General features: G+C 34.3%; 12 protein-coding genes. 3 read left to right on the top strand and 9 right to left on the bottom strand.

Features of this window, described 5'->3' with window-relative positions; all coding sequences use genetic code 11:
* Positions 1–37 precede the first annotated feature (37 nt).
* From FC86_RS02050 to FC86_RS02030, 5 genes are all read right to left on the bottom strand, one after another.
* Positions 38–712 carry an adaptor protein MecA gene (locus tag FC86_RS02050; protein WP_056974365.1) on the bottom strand — a complete coding sequence of 225 codons (675 nt, stop codon included), beginning with the start codon at positions 710–712 and terminating at the stop codon, positions 38–40.
* A gap of 136 nt (positions 713–848) precedes the next feature.
* A complete protein-coding gene (gene spxA / locus FC86_RS02045; protein WP_056974364.1) occupies positions 849–1,247 on the bottom strand; it encodes a transcriptional regulator SpxA in 399 nt (132 codons plus the stop codon).
* 223 nt (positions 1,248–1,470) lie between these two features.
* Entirely contained in the window at positions 1,471–2,205 is a 735-nt protein-coding gene (locus FC86_RS02040; RefSeq protein ID WP_056974363.1) for an MBL fold metallo-hydrolase, read from the bottom strand.
* Between the two features lie 18 nt (positions 2,206–2,223).
* The gene (locus FC86_RS02035) at positions 2,224–4,278 is read right to left on the bottom strand and encodes a hypothetical protein (RefSeq protein WP_056974362.1); all 2,055 of its coding nucleotides are present in this window, start codon (positions 4,276–4,278) and stop codon (positions 2,224–2,226) included.
* Positions 4,268–5,026 carry an ABC transporter ATP-binding protein gene (locus FC86_RS02030; protein ID WP_056974409.1) on the bottom strand — a complete coding sequence of 253 codons (759 nt, stop codon included), beginning with the start codon at positions 5,024–5,026 and terminating at the stop codon, positions 4,268–4,270. The genes FC86_RS02035 and FC86_RS02030 overlap by 11 nt, the downstream gene beginning before the upstream one ends.
* Positions 5,027–5,115: 89 nt before the next feature.
* On the opposite strand from FC86_RS02030, the gene FC86_RS02025 reads away from it, so the two are divergent.
* Entirely contained in the window at positions 5,116–5,790 is a 675-nt protein-coding gene (locus FC86_RS02025) for a response regulator transcription factor (RefSeq protein WP_056974361.1), read from the top strand.
* A gap of 13 nt (positions 5,791–5,803) precedes the next feature.
* Positions 5,804–6,874 (top strand): sensor histidine kinase, encoded by a 1,071-nt coding sequence (locus tag FC86_RS02020; protein ID WP_056974360.1) that lies wholly within the window; start codon positions 5,804–5,806, stop codon positions 6,872–6,874.
* A 24-nt stretch (positions 6,875–6,898) separates the two neighbouring features.
* Here FC86_RS02020 and FC86_RS02015 read toward each other — a convergent pair whose 3' ends face one another.
* Together FC86_RS02015 and FC86_RS02010 are read right to left on the bottom strand one after the other, a co-directional pair.
* Complete coding sequence (locus FC86_RS02015; RefSeq protein ID WP_056974359.1) at positions 6,899–9,007, bottom strand: copper-translocating P-type ATPase; 2,109 nt, start codon at positions 9,005–9,007, stop codon at positions 6,899–6,901.
* A gap of 152 nt (positions 9,008–9,159) precedes the next feature.
* Positions 9,160–9,423: a phosphocarrier protein HPr gene (locus tag FC86_RS02010; RefSeq protein ID WP_056974358.1), complete on the bottom strand. Its 264-nt coding sequence runs from the start codon at positions 9,421–9,423 to the stop codon at positions 9,160–9,162.
* Positions 9,424–9,676: 253 nt separating this feature from the next.
* On the opposite strand from FC86_RS02010, the gene FC86_RS02005 reads away from it, so the two are divergent.
* Positions 9,677–11,836 carry an ATP-dependent Clp protease ATP-binding subunit gene (locus tag FC86_RS02005; RefSeq protein WP_056974357.1) on the top strand — a complete coding sequence of 720 codons (2,160 nt, stop codon included), beginning with the start codon at positions 9,677–9,679 and terminating at the stop codon, positions 11,834–11,836.
* Between the two features lie 145 nt (positions 11,837–11,981).
* Here the strand turns inward: FC86_RS02005 and FC86_RS02000 are convergent, their stop codons facing one another.
* Both FC86_RS02000 and FC86_RS01995 read right to left on the bottom strand, forming a co-directional pair.
* Positions 11,982–13,571, bottom strand: coding sequence for a peptide chain release factor 3 (locus FC86_RS02000; RefSeq protein WP_056974356.1), 1,590 nt, complete (start codon positions 13,569–13,571; stop codon positions 11,982–11,984).
* Between the two features lie 63 nt (positions 13,572–13,634).
* Positions 13,635–14,993 (bottom strand): hemolysin family protein, encoded by a 1,359-nt coding sequence (locus FC86_RS01995; protein WP_056974408.1) that lies wholly within the window; start codon positions 14,991–14,993, stop codon positions 13,635–13,637.
* Between the last annotated feature and the right edge of the window lie 35 nt (positions 14,994–15,028).

The raw sequence follows: 15,028 nt of genomic DNA, 5'->3' as shown, positions 1-15,028 counted from the left end.
AGACACCCCCGTAATTAGTTACGTAAAGTGTCTTTTTTTAATTGAAATAAGTTTTTAAGCTCTCTATAGCATTGTCTGTTAACACACACTTAGCGTTTGATAGCAATAAACCTGTTTCTCCTTGAATTAAATCACCAAATTCATTAACCATAATCCAAAAATCATCAATTGATAAGTCATAGGATTGGTGAGGATCAAATCTAAATGATAACAGATAAGTCTGACTCATTGAATCTGCATAGAGCTTTGTATCCACGCCACTAAGATGAGGCAGCTCTTTAGCTAGTTCAATTGCATCTTCAATGCTACTAAATTCATAAATACGGTAGTAACCACTCGTATCTTTTTTATCTTCATTTGCATCAACATGAGAAATTGACCCATCATCTAATGATTGTAATAACTCTTGTAATTGTTCTGCATTATTCTGTGACTCTTGCACCGATTGCTCAGAAGAAACAGCAGATTTTTTCATATTAGTTCGACTAATTAATAACTCTAACCCATCACTACTTGGCATAATTTGAAACGTAACCGCATCGTTTTGAGCAAAGGTATGATTTTCATCTACTTCTTCTAGAATAGTTCTAAAGAACTGTTCAATACGTCCCTGATTTCCTAGAAGATCCAACATGGTAATCCCGCGTTCTTCTAAATCTTCACTACCAAGAATCACTCGAATTGTGTTGTCGTTAATACGTTGCATTTCCATATTAATTCCACCTCTTGTAATTCTGAAGTTCTTTTTACGTAACTAATTTCACCGATTAAGGACTGTCTATATTTTAACTGATTTATAAAAAAAGAACCAGACAAAACTATCTGATTCTTAACTTGCTGCAAATGATTTAAAAGCCTTCCATCTTTTCGACTTCTCTTAACTCTTGTTGTCTAACTTTACGAGGCAAAAAGCGTCTGATTTCATCTTCATTAAATCCAATTTGTAAGCGTTTTTCATCTGTAATGATAGGACGAATCAATAGTCCTGGTTCTTGTACTAAAAGGTTGACTAACTTATCTAAAGACAAATCATCAAGTTCTACATCAAGGTTTTGAAAAAGCTTTGAGCGCTTTGAAATTAGCTTTTTTGTGCCTTCTTCAGTCATACTCAAAATCTTTTTGATTTCTTCTCTTGATAATGGATTTGCAAAAATATTTCTTTCAACATATGAAATACCGTTTTCTTCCAACCAAGATTTGGCTTTACGACATGATGTACAACTAGGTGATGTATATAGGTTGACCATTTTGACCACGCTCCTTTGAAATTTAATTTAGATAATCTCTTTAACAATTCGTAGTATACAACTTAATTTTGCACAATACTACTTAATTTTTAAAAATAAATTATATTTAATTAGACTTCAGCTTATAAACCTCGCCATTAAGGTCATTAAATAATTCTAGCAAGTTCATAAGTTTTTATTAATTTTAATTTAATTTTCATTGTTTCGTTTATTTGTTTTTTTCTTAAACTTTTTGAGTCAACCCTACTTCAGCAAGTTTAGTTTGTGACAATATTTCTTTTGCTTCGGTTAAAAGTTGTTGATGGCTAATAGTTTGAGGCAAGTGGCTCAACAATAACAACTTAGCTCCTGATTTTTGAGCTAACTGAGCTGACTCTTCAGAAGTCATGTGCCATTTGCGTCCAGTTTTATCTTTAGCAAAATTGGTGTCTGTCAACAGTAGGTCCGCATCACGACTAAAGTCAACTAAATCTTCAAAGTAAGCAGTATCAGCGGTAAACACAAAGACTTTACCTGTTGCTTTTTCGGTAATCCTCATAGCATAAGCTGGGACTGGGTGTTGTGTTCTTAAAAAACTGATTTCAAATGGTCCTAAATCAAGCGGTTGATAATCAAAATACGGATACCCCTTTGTAATACCATCCATGCTTAGATTTGCAAAGCTAATAAAATCTTGATTATGACCATAAATTGGTAATACTGATTGTCTTTTTTCACCTGGGTGTAATTGATAGTAATATTGCAATACCCCTATATCACTCGCATGATCATGATGATAGTGCGAAAGTAGTACTGCATCTAATTCGAATGGATTTAGATACTTTTCTAATGCCAAAAGTGAGCCACTTCCTGCATCAAGTAATAAGTTGAATCCGTCTTCTGATTGTAATAAATAAGATGAGCTAGCTGAACCTGCATAAGGATAGCCACCATAAATACCTAGTACTGTTAATTTCATAATTTGACTCCTTTATAACTAAATTTTTTGTTTAACTAAATACCAATAATTTTGATAAATTGCATAATATGATACTATTGTAAACCCTATCACAAGTCCGCATAAAGCAAAAAAAGCAGGATAACTCGTAAAATTCAAATAAACTATAAAGGGAATTAAGAGAAGAATCATATATGCCATAACAAATAGTGTTGGCATCAAAAAGTAATACGCTGTATATTTAAATACCAATCTTTTGATATCTGACTTCAAATTACCCAGTTTAACCAACGATTGATAATCAGCTATATTTTGCCTGAAATCAGTATTCAGCTTTAATAGCAAAATAACTTGTGTCGCAATAATTAGCAGGCCACTAAAAATAATTAAAATGAATTGTATGTTTGATAACGCATAAGATGAAGAAACTTGATTTTTGTAATAAGAGCTGTACGAAGAAAAATAATATGAATCATGGGTACTGTAGTAGCTATAATTATTTTCATTTATACTATTAGTTTCATTTTTTAACGCTAACTTACTTGTATTTGCATCTGCTATAATCTCTGGAGGAGAAATATTATATGAAACTAAACTAGTTAACATCTGTCTATAATTTTCGATTTGTTGCGGTTTAATATCATACGATATGATTTGATAAGTCAAATCTGCTTGGATTTGATTAAAATCAGAATCAGAAACCACTATATTTTGTGAAGGTAATGTTCCTTGAGGAAATGGGTTTGGTTTTTCAAATAAAAACGGTAGCTGATTAGTTTGAGCAAATGTTTTCTTTTGCCCGTTTTTTAAAGTTAAATCAATTTGATTATTTAAAAATGAATACGGTATTGTACTAAACTGACCTGAAATTAATCCCAATTCCTTAACACCGAGTTGTTCATTAGTCGTATTAGGCCGATTAGTTACTGGGTATTCTCTATTCAAAAAGCCCTTCTGGATAGCCTGATTATAATCAGACTGTGAGATCATACCAAACATGGCACTTGAAAGATTAGTATAATAAAGTAATTTAATTGGTGCCACCTGCTGATATTGAATATCTAGCCCATTATCCTGCATTGCTTGTTCAACTTTTTTTTGTGAAAAACTAGTTGTTACAAATTCAGAAGGAGTTATTCTCACATTACTTTGAGCTAAACCATTATCACCATACGCAAAAATAAATAATCCAATTATGGCCAACATATTGATAATTCCAATGGCAATCGCTGTCCAACTACTATCAGACAAACTCCGTTTTAATTGACTATAGACAACAACTTTCAAATCATTTGCCCGTCTTTTTCGTTTTTTCTTCTCTAATACTCTAAAAATCCAACATCTAAAAAACACGATTAGAAATAAAAGACTCAAAAAAGCGTAAATAATTGGTAATCTCGCTAAATGAAATAAAGACCCCATAATCCCAATCAAAAGAAATAATTGTATAAATGAAACTAAAACATTGGGATTTCTTCTTAGTTTTCGTCTTTTAATCTCAGACTTTTTAGGATTAGCGTAGTTATCAAAGTAAGTTGGAGTCTTTATCAGTCTTGTTATCAGGTTTAAAATCAAAAATTGCATTCCAAAAACGACTATAAACGTTAAAAATGTTTCTTGTAAAGGTGCCCTAAGTACCATGCTCCACGTGCTATGCCATCCTAATAAGCGAATTAATACCAAATTCAAAAGTGGCGTACTGATAATGCCAATGATAATCCCCAGTATTAATGCACTAAAATGAATAATAGACTGCTGCAATGCAAAGAAGCGAACAATTTGACGTTTATTAAATCCGGCAATTAACAATTTTGCTAAATTATTCTTAGAAATTTTAAAAAATAAGATTGAGGTAATAATTAAGAATAGGACAATACAGACCAATTCTGAAATCTTAGTTATCATCGCAATCAAGCTGATACTCATTATATAAAAACCAGGAATTGTCTGAGAATCGGCAAACTGATAATTGGGGTTGTAAGATAGGTTAGAAAAGAAAAAATAAACGGCTACTGCTAGTGCCACTGCTATCGCATAAACTGTAAAATATCCTATGTTACTTTTGAGGTCTTTTAGTGCCAGTTTAAAAATCATAACCTTCACCCCCACCAACTGTCGCCTGCATTTCAACAATTGATTCAAAGAAGGCTTGCCGACTATCAACACGATTAATTTGAGCAAATAGTCGGCCATCTTTTACAAAAATAATTCGGTCACAATAACTCGCCGCAAAGGGGTCGTGAGTGACCATTACTAGACTATGATGCTCACGATTCAATTGTGTCAAAAATTGGAGCAAGTAAGTCGCTGACTTGGAATCCAAACTGCCGGTTGGTTCATCAGCTAAAATCAACTCTGGTTCTTTGATGATAGCTCTAGCTGCACTAACTTTTTGCTGTTGTCCAGGTGATAAGTCAAAAACATTTTGATCGAGTAAAGATTCAATATTTAACCGATTTGCAATATCAAAAACTTTTTCTTCAACATCTTTTCGGTTAACACGTAAAGCTAACAAAGATAACTCAATATTTTCTTTAACTGTTAACGAGCTTAATAAGTTAGGGTCTTGAAAAATAATACCCATCTTTTTTTGCCGATTTTTAGCACGCTGCCCATCAGAAAAATCTCTCAAGTCAGTGCCATCCATGGTGATTTTACCAAATGACAAATAATCGATTTGGGCTAATAAATTCAAGACTGTGCTCTTGCCCGAACCTGAGGGCCCCATAATACCTAGAAATTCACCTTTTTCCAACTTAAAGCTTAAATTATCAAGTGCTTGAACCTGATTAACACCATATCCATATAGTTTTGAAACTTGATTAAATTCTATATAACTCATACCAAACTCCCTTTGATTTTTTGACCCCAAAAACGTCATAATTTGTTATCCTTAATAGTAACTAAATTAAATGACAAGGTGAATAACTTATGTATAAAATAATGATTGTTGAAGATGACCGCACGGTAAACACGCTGATTGCTGAAGCCATTGAAAAGTGGCAAATGGACCCGATTATAGTTGATAATTTTAATGATGTTGAAAACCTCTTTTTAAAAACACAACCTCATTTGATTTTGATGGATATTAATCTTCCTGTATACGATGGCTTCTACTGGAATCAACGAATTCGATTACACTCTAAAATTCCAATTATTTTTATTTCCTCACGAAATACCAATATGGATATGGTCATGGCGATGAATATGGGGGCTGATGATTACGTTTCTAAGCCCTTTTCAACAGATGTTTTAGTCGCTAAAATCAATGCGTTACTTCGTCGTACTTACAATTATAAAGATGATCATCAAGATATTATTTCATTGCATAATGTTACTTTAAATTTATCAAATTCAACCGTTAAAGTGAATGACCAAGCAATTGATTTATCAAAAAATGAATATAAACTACTACAAGTTTTAATGAATCAAAGCGGCCAAATCATTTCAAGAGACCATCTATTACGAAGCTTGTGGGAAGATGAACGTTTTGTTGATGACAATACTCTAACCGTCAATATTAATCGTCTTCGCAAAAAAATTGAGGTTGCTGGTGCAAAAGACTTTATCAAAACTAAAGTCGGCCAAGGTTATTTGATTGAATAGTTAGGAGTAAGTTATGATCTTTCTTAAATTTTTAAGGGACCAGTTACCTTTTTTAGGGTTATTTATCACACTGATTGCCATCATTAACTTTGTTCTTTGGCTTGACCCCACTCAAAGTATCCACTGGTTTAATTTGCTTTACTTAGATGTTATTTGCCTTTTGATTTTAGTCAGCTTTATTGTCAGTTCTTACCTGAAAAAACGTTCTTTTTTAAAGGAACTTCATTTTCGAACGCAATACCCTCATAAAAGCTATAATCAAACACTCAACACTGGTAAAACACAAAGTGAGTTAATTTATCAAAAGGCATATAATACTTTGGTTGATTATGGTAAAGAAGAAAACTTAAAATTAATCAATCGCCAAAATGATCAAACCGAATATGTTGACTCATGGGTTCATGAAATCAAAATTCCGCTAGCTGCACTCCAGTTGTTACAAGAGAATATTCAAACCCAAATAAACAGCAACAAAAATCGTCAAATCAAAACCGAAATCAGTCAGATCAGTCATCTAGTTGACCAAGTTCTTTATTACTCTCGATTGGATAATTTTACACAAGATTACCTCATTCAACGTTATCGCCTCAAAAAAATTGTGAACCAAGTGGCTTTAGAAAACATGACCACTTTTTTAGAAAAGCATATTCAATTTGAGATTGAGGGCGAAGACACTCCTATTTTGACTGATCAAAAATGGCTAGCTTACATTTTGACTCAATTATTTTCAAACGCTTTGAAATACACACCTGATAATGGTTCTATCAAAGCTAAAATTATTCAAGACCACAAAGTCACTATCTTGCAGATTACAGATACTGGTGTTGGGATTCCAAAACAAGATATTTCACGAATTTTTGATAAAGGTTTCACTGGTGAAAACGGCCGTAAGCAAGACAAAAAATCAACAGGACTAGGTCTTTATCTCGCTCAAAAAATGGCTCAAAAATTAGGTCATGAACTAACCGTTAGTTCAACCCCTGGCAAAGGGACAACCTTTTCCATTCAGTTTCCCTTTTTATCTTATTATAATGATGAAAACCAAGATAATAACTTATCCTACAAAAAAAGAACAGAAGCCTAAGTAAGCTTTTGTTCTTTTTGTTTTTTAAGCTTTAAATTTTAAAGTCATAGCGTTAATCGCAACAATGATAGTAGACAATGACATTAAAATAGCTCCTACAGCTGGATTAAGCATAAAACCAATAGGTGCTAAAATACCTGCAGCCAGTGGTAGAGCTAAAATATTATAACCTGCTCCCCACCATAGATTTTCCATCATTTTACGCTTGGTTAACTTCGTTAATTCAAACAAGGCTAAAACTTTATCCAGTGATTGACTAGTTAATACGACATCTGCTGCATCAATAGCAACGTCAGTTCCTGAACCAATGGCAACACCTATGTCTGATGCAGCTAGCGTTGGGGCGTCGTTAATCCCATCACCAATCATCATGACACGGTGGCCTTTGTGGTGTAGTTGGTGAATATAGTCTAATTTATCTTGAGGCAACAATTGTGCCTGTACTTCTGTAATGCCCAATTGGTCAGCCACTTTTTGAGCAGTTAACGCATTATCACCTGTTAGCATAACGGGTGTAATATTTTGAGCTTTAAGTTTTTCAATAAATGATTTAGCTTCTGGTTTAATTTTGTCACCTGTAGCCACAACCGCTAACACTTCATGGTCGGCAATCAAGTAAGAAACCGTCAAACCTTGAGCGGCTAAATTTTGGTAACTACCTGCATCAACTGATAAGTTATGTTGATCTAGGTAAGATTTTGAAACAATCTGATACGTTTTGCCTGAAACGATTCCTGACAGACCGACACCTTTAATAGCACTCACTTCTTCAGGTGCATCAAAATGAATTTGTTGATCAGTTGCAAATTTAACAATACTTTTGGCAACAGGATGACTGGATTGTGATTCTAAAGCACTAGCAATTGCTAGTGCTGATTCTTTGGTTATATCATCAGATAAACTTTCAAAATGAGCCACTTCAAACTTACCATCTGTCAAAGTTCCAGTTTTATCTAGTGCAATATAATCAATTTGTGAAGTTAATTCAATCACGTCACGGTTTTTGATTAATAAACCATTAACGGCTGAAAGCGAAGTAAATCGAGCGGTCACAAGAGGAATTGCCAATCCCAAAGCATGTGGACAAGCAATCACTAAAACGGTAACTAAAACTAGGACAGCGTTTGATACTGTACCAAAGAATAACCAAGAAACAAAAGCCACTAAACCAACTAAAATTGCTGCATAAAATAGCCATCCAGCAACTTTATCTGCTAGCGTTTCAACTTTCGATTTATTTTGTTGAGCATCCATGACTAATTGTTTGATTTTTGAAAGGTAACCGCTGTTTCCAACACCAGTAACTTGAACAAAAATTGTCCCATCTTCATTAGTTGAACCCCCAATTACCGTTTCACCAGCTTCTTTAGCAACAGCTTTAGATTCACCTGTCACTAAAAATTCATTAACTTGAGTCGTTCCTTTTGTGATAACCCCATCAGCTGGAATGGTTTCTCCAGCTTTAATCATTAATGTTTGATTTTCTTTAACTTCAGATAATAACACATCATGAGCATGACCGTGTTCATCTACCAATTGTGCTTTTTCAGGTAATAATTTTGATAAATTATCAAGTGCATTATTAGCTTGCATCGTCGCATTCATTTCAATCCAATGACCAGCAATCATGATGACGATTAGCGTTGCCAATTCAAAGAAAAAGTTCATTGTGTGTTGATGGAAAAACTGATTAGCAAAAACTGAATACAAGCTATAAAAATAAGCAACACTAATTCCCATAGCAATTAAAGTCATCATAGCTGGTGATTTAGATTTTATTTCATCTTTAGCACCTAGTAAAAATGGTGATCCTCCATAAAAGTAAAGTACTGTTGACAAAATAGCCACTAACCATTGAGAACCTGGAAACTCAAACTGAAAGAACAAAGGCAAATCCATCATAGGTGACATTAAAATAACAGGAATTGCTAGTAATAGTGATAGCCAAAGCTTTTGCTTCATATTTCCCATATGTCCCATACCATGGCCATGGCCATGCATACTATGATCCATTTCACCATGCTCGTGGCTCATATGTGAGTGATCCATATGCATATGATTGTGATGTGACATTTGTGAGTGGTCCATACTCTCATGACTCATCTGGGTATCATTATCTTTATTGTGTTTCATACTTTTACCTCTTTCACTTAAACCAATATTATTTATATTTATTATACCATTTTCACTAACTTTTTGTAAGTTGGTATGTGAAAAAGATTACAAAAAAAGCATCAATAAAGATATTGATACTAAAAATAATCCAAATATTAAGTTATCTGAGCTTAAACAAGGCCTTCTTTTTTCATGGTTTCATCAATTGCATCTAAAGCTGCTGCAGCGTCATCGCCGTCAACACTAACAGAAACATCTGAACCTTGTCCAACACCTAAAGACATTACGCCCATGATTGATTTCAAATCAACACTTTTACCTTGATATGCTAAAGTAGATTTGGCATCAAATTTACTAGCAGTTTGTACTAATAAAGTAGCTGGGCGTGCATGAATTCCGGTTTCGGATGTAATGTGATAGTCGCGTTTTTCCATGTCTATCTATCTCCTTTTAAATAAAAATGGACTGAAGAATGCAGTCTTCTCCTACAATTAAAGATTATCATCTTTTAGATTAAATAACAATAAGTATATTCCCATTATAGACCGATTTAACTCGTGTTAATTATTTTTAGTAAGTAAATTACTTTTAGCACTTGAAATATAAGAGTGCCAAAAGTATAATGAACATATTCCTTTTGAAAGTCTATTATAACTTTCAAATTTTTGCAGAAAGGTGTGAATTTATATGGTTTGTCAAAATTGTCATCATAATGATGCCACAATCCATCTTTATACAAGTGTTAACGGTAGTCGTCAAGAATTGAATTTATGTCAAAACTGCTACCAAAAACTCAAAAAACAACAGTCTAATAGTGAATTCTCTAATTCAAGTCAAAATAATGACGATAACATTTTTGGATTCTCAAACTTTGATGATTTATTCGCACAACTTGGTCAAAGTAATTCTAATAACTCAAAACAAAAACAACAAAATCAAAATCCAGAAGATAATACTTTACTTGGTCAATTTGGAGTTAACTTAACTGATCTAGCTAGAAAAGGCAAAATCGATCCTGTTATCGGTCGTGATAAAGAAGTCGCTCGTGTTATCGAAGTTTTAAACCGTAGAACTAAAAATAATCCTGTTCTGATCGGTGAAGCGGGTGTCGGTAAAACTGCAGTTGTTGAAGGCCTTGCACAACAAATTGCTGACGGTGCTGTTCCTTCTAAGCTACAAAACCGAAAAGTCGTTCGTTTGGACGTTGTTTCTCTAGTTCAAGGAACTAGTATGCGAGGTCAGTTTGAGCAACGGATGCAACAATTAATGGATGAATTAAAACAAGATTCCGATATTATCTTATTCATTGATGAAATCCACGAAATTGTTGGCGCAGGTAATGCTGATGGTGGTATGGATGCTGGTAATGTCTTAAAACCTGCTCTTGCCCGCGGTGAAATTCAATTAGTCGGTGCGACAACTTTTAGCGAGTACCGCACAATTGAAAAAGATGCCGCTCTTGCTCGTCGTTTCCAACCTATTCAAGTGAAAGAACCTAGTGTTGATGAAACAATTAAAATTTTGCAAGGACTTCAAAAGAAATATGAAGATTACCACCATGTGAAATACGACGAAAAAGCAATTACATCAGCAGCTAATTTATCAAATCGCTACATTCAAGATCGTTTCTTACCTGACAAAGCAATCGACTTGCTTGATGAAGCCGGATCTCGCATGAACCTAACCATTCCTGCAGTTGATACGCAAACACTCAAAAAACGTATTGATGAAGCTGAAAAGTTGAAACAAGATGCACTTAAACAAGAAGATTATGAAAAAGCAGCCTATTACCGTGATCAAATTGAAAAATATCAAAAAATGAATGAAAGTAACTCTGAAGATCCTGATAAGATGCCTGTTATTTCTGAAAAAATCATTGAAAAAATCATCGAAGAAAAAACAAACATTCCTGTTGGTGATTTAAAAGAGCAAGAACAATCTCAACTCATTCATCTTGCGGGCGACCTAAAAGAACATGTTATTGGTCAAGATAAGGCTGTTTCTGAAGTAGCTCGTGCTATTCGCCGTAACCGTGTTGGCTTTAATAAATCTGGTCGCCCTATCGGTTCCTTTATGTTTGTTGGACCAACTGGTGTTGGTAAAACAGAACTTGCCAAACAACTTGCTAAGCAGTTATTTGGCACAAGAGATTCAATGATTCGATTTGATATGTCTGAATATATGGAAAAACAAGCTGTTTCAAAACTAATCGGTTCAGCACCTGGATATGTTGGTTATGAAGAAGCTGGTCAATTGACTGAAAAAGTTCGTCGTAACCCATATAGCTTAATTCTGTTAGACGAAATTGAAAAAGCTCACCCTGATGTCTTGCACATGTTCTTACAAATTCTAGATGATGGTCGTCTAACAGACTCACAAGGACGTACTGTTTCATTTAAAGACACGATTATCATTATGACTTCTAATGCCGGGCAAGCTGTTCAAGAAGCTAGCGTTGGATTCAGTGCTACTATGAACGATGACAATCATTCAGTTGTAAATCGCTTAACCGACTACTTCCAACCCGAATTCTTAAACAGATTTGATGATATTGTTGAATTCAAGCGTTTACCAAAAGAAAGTCTTATTAGTATTGTGAGCCTAATGATTGATGATACTAATGAAATGATTAAAGACAAAGGTCTTTCTATTCATGTTACCGAACCAGCTAAAGAAAAATTAGTTGATCTAGGTTATAACCCTGCTATGGGTGCACGTCCATTACGTCGTGTTATTCAAGAAATGATTGAAGACAAAGTAGCCGACTACTACTTAGAACACCCTCAAGACAAACAACTTGAAGCACGTGTTGAAAATGACGAAATCAAAGTCACAAAAGCAAATTAATATTACCTCAACAAAATAAAACAGACAGACAAAAAAGACACTAGCATAATTGCTAGTGTCTTTTTATTTGGATTTGTAAAACAAAAATATTCTAAGTATTTGTGTTCCACACCATGATCAACCCTTTTTTGAGGTATTAAGTTTTTTAAACTTCTTTTTCATTGAATCCCGCTTCAAGTTCAACATCTGGATATTTACCATGGAACCAACGCATCGCAAAATCGTTTTCAAATAAGAATAGCGGTTGATCAAATTTATCTTTAACCAATAAGTTACGCGAAGATGACATGCTAGTGTCAAGTTGTTCTGGATTGATCCAGCGAGCTGTTCTTGAACCAATTGGTGTCATCACCACTTCAGAATTATATTCGTTCTTCATACGGTATGAGAACACTTCAAACTGCAACTGTCCGACCGCACCTAGAATATATTCATTGGTTTGATAATTACGATAGAGCTGTACCGCACCTTCTTGAACTAGTTGTTTCATTCCTTTATGGAATGATTTTTGTTTCATCACATTCTTTGAAGTTACTTGCATAAATAATTCAGGCGTAAACTCTGGTAATTCAGGATATTCAATTTTATCCTTACCAGAATAAATACTATCACCAATTTGAAAATTACCTGTATCATACAATCCAACGATATCACCTGCGACAGAAGTTTCAACTTGTTCCCGTTCACTTGACATGAATTCAGTTGCATTATTCAAACGGATTTTTTGACCGGTTCTTGCTAATGTAATGTCCATTCCTTTACGGAACTCACCGGATTTGATACGTACAAAAGCAATTCGGTCACGGTGAGCTGGATTCATGTTAGCCTGAATCTTAAAAACAAATCCTGAAAATGTTTCATCACTTGCAGCAATTGTTTTTTCACCATTATTAACTTCTGAACTTTCAGGAGCTGGCGCATACTGTAAGAATTGATTTAAGAAACTTTCAACACCAAAGTTTGTTAAAGCTGAACCAAAAAATACTGGTGTTTGCTTTCCGTCTAGTACTTTTTCTTCATTAAATTGGTTACCGGCCTCAAGTAATAATGAAACATCTTCCATGGTTTGTTGATAGATTGATTCTTCTTTTAATGGTTGATTACCTTCTAATTCACCATCGCTATCTAGTTTCAAGAAACGATTTTGTCCTTCTTCTGGACGATAAAGTTCAACATGATTTTCACCAATATCATATAAACCACGCAGTCCTTTACCCATTCCAATTGGCCAATTCATTGGGTAACCTTCGATATTCAACAATTCTTCTAGTTCAGTAATTAAGTCAAGCGGTTCACGACCGTCACGGTCTAACTTATTAATGAATGTAAAAATGGGAATACCACGTTGTTTAACAACTTTAAATAATTTTTTGGTTTGTGGTTCAATACCCTTGGCTGAATCAATAACCATTACCGCAGCGTCAACGGCCATCAATGTCCGATAAGTATCTTCTGAAAAGTCCTCATGTCCTGGCGTGTCTAAGATATTAACGTGTTTACCTTCATAATCAAATTGTAAAACAGAACTCGTGACACTAATCCCACGTTGTTTTTCAATTTCCATCCAGTCACTGGTTGCAAAGCTTCCAGATTTCTTGGCTTTAACAGTCCCAGCCTTACGAATAACACCACCTTGCAGTAGTAATTGTTCAGTAATTGTTGTTTTCCCTGCATCGGGGTGAGAAATAATGGCAAATGTTCTTCTTCTATTAACTTGTTGCTGTAAATTATCCAAATTTTTCATCCTTATCATATTCTTTGTTACACACAAAGACATCGACCAAAGTCGATGTCAATTTTAATCTTTATCTTCTTCATTATCTGACTCATTTTTTTCTAGTAATTCCTTTGGAATATCTAATGTCAGATTTTCAAGACGCGACCCTTTTACTTTACCAGTTGTTAACTTCATACCATTATCTAATAAAACTTTATGATGTTCACCGTTAGATGGAATCATACCTAATTCAGTAATAACGTAACCCGCGATCGTATCAACATCATTGGCTTCAATATCGGTATCAAACTGTTCATTAAAATCATAAATGGGCATCTTACCTGCTAAAACGTATTGTGTATCAGACATCTTAGTAAAGAGCGTTTCTTGACGATCCGTTTCATCATCAATGTCTCCAACAATCTCTTCCAGTAAATCTTCTATTGTAGCTAGTCCGACAACTCCACCGTACTCATCAAGCAAGATTGCCATTTGCATTTGCGTTTTTTGCATTTCAAGCAGTAGCTCATCAATAGTAACAGTTTCAGGTACAAACATTGGTTCTGCCATAGCATCTTCAATCTTTAAGTTTTCAAATCCTACTTCTTTAGCCATCTTCAAGATAGTCTTAATATGAATAATACCTACAATTTTATCTTTATCATCTTGGTAAACTGGAATTCTTGAAAACGGTTGCTTCATAATTGCATCAAGATTAGCCTCTGTACCATCATCAATATCAATCATGAACGAATCCGTTCTAGGTACCATAACTTCACGTGCCATTTTATCGTTAAAAGAAATAATTCCTTCTAACATGTGATATTCATCTAAACCAATAACACCATTTTTACGTGAGTTTTCAATCAGTGTTTGCATCTCATCACGTGACATTCTTTCATCTTTTTGTGTGAAGTCAATAGGTACGACTTTCATCAACAAACCGGTTGATGCGGAAATTAACCACACAAATGGCTTTAAAACAAATCCAAATACTTTAACGAACCCAATTGTTGCCTTACATACGGCTTCTGGTCTTGCAATCGCAATTTGTTTAGGAAACAACTCACCAAAAACTAATGATACATAAGAAATAGCAATTGTGATTAAAATAACTGAAATATTGTTTCCCCAACTTAACCCGCCAAAAAACGGTTCAATGTACTGAACTAAACTGTCAGCAGCTGTCGCTGATGAGAAAAATCCAGCAAAAGTAATTGCAACTTGTATTGTTGCAAGATAGTCGGTTGATTCATTCATTACTACCAATATTTTTTTAGCTGATCGACTGCCCTCTTCTGCCTCAGTTTCCATCTTGTTCCGATTAACAGAGACAATTGCCATTTCTGCTGCCGCAAAAAAGGCATTAATTATTGTTAAAACAACGATCAGGGCTAATTGAATTAATAACGAACTAAAACTCCCCGGGTCACCACTCATATTCAAACTTCACTCTCTTTCAAAATAAAAAAATT

This window comes from Holzapfeliella floricola DSM 23037 = JCM 16512 (assembly GCF_001436605.1).
Taxonomy (GTDB): Bacteria; Bacillota; Bacilli; order Lactobacillales; family Lactobacillaceae; genus Holzapfeliella; species Holzapfeliella floricola.
Note: the sequence above shows the minus strand (reverse complement) of the source record. Positions and strands in the feature narration are given on the sequence as shown.

Bases quoted from the DNA above. Each gene is read 5' to 3' on its own strand.
- FC86_RS02005 (WP_056974357.1), top strand. From the start codon at position 9,677: ATGGTTTGTCAAAATTGTCATCATAATGATGCCACAATCCATCTTTAT.
- FC86_RS02025 (WP_056974361.1), top strand. From the start codon at position 5,116: ATGTATAAAATAATGATTGTTGAAGATGACCGCACGGTAAACACGCTG.
- spxA (WP_056974364.1), bottom strand. From the start codon at position 1,247: ATGGTCAACCTATATACATCACCTAGTTGTACATCATGTCGTAAAGCC.
- FC86_RS02010 (WP_056974358.1), bottom strand. From the start codon at position 9,423: ATGGAAAAACGCGACTATCACATTACATCCGAAACCGGAATTCATGCA.
- FC86_RS02040 (WP_056974363.1), bottom strand. From the start codon at position 2,205: ATGAAATTAACAGTACTAGGTATTTATGGTGGCTATCCTTATGCAGGT.
- FC86_RS02020 (WP_056974360.1), top strand. From the start codon at position 5,804: ATGATCTTTCTTAAATTTTTAAGGGACCAGTTACCTTTTTTAGGGTTA.
- FC86_RS02035 (WP_056974362.1), bottom strand. From the start codon at position 4,278: ATGATTTTTAAACTGGCACTAAAAGACCTCAAAAGTAACATAGGATAT.
- FC86_RS02050 (WP_056974365.1), bottom strand. From the start codon at position 712: ATGGAAATGCAACGTATTAACGACAACACAATTCGAGTGATTCTTGGT.
- FC86_RS01995 (WP_056974408.1), bottom strand. From the start codon at position 14,993: ATGAGTGGTGACCCGGGGAGTTTTAGTTCGTTATTAATTCAATTAGCC.
- FC86_RS02015 (WP_056974359.1), bottom strand. From the start codon at position 9,007: ATGAAACACAATAAAGATAATGATACCCAGATGAGTCATGAGAGTATG.
- FC86_RS02030 (WP_056974409.1), bottom strand. From the start codon at position 5,026: ATGAGTTATATAGAATTTAATCAAGTTTCAAAACTATATGGATATGGT.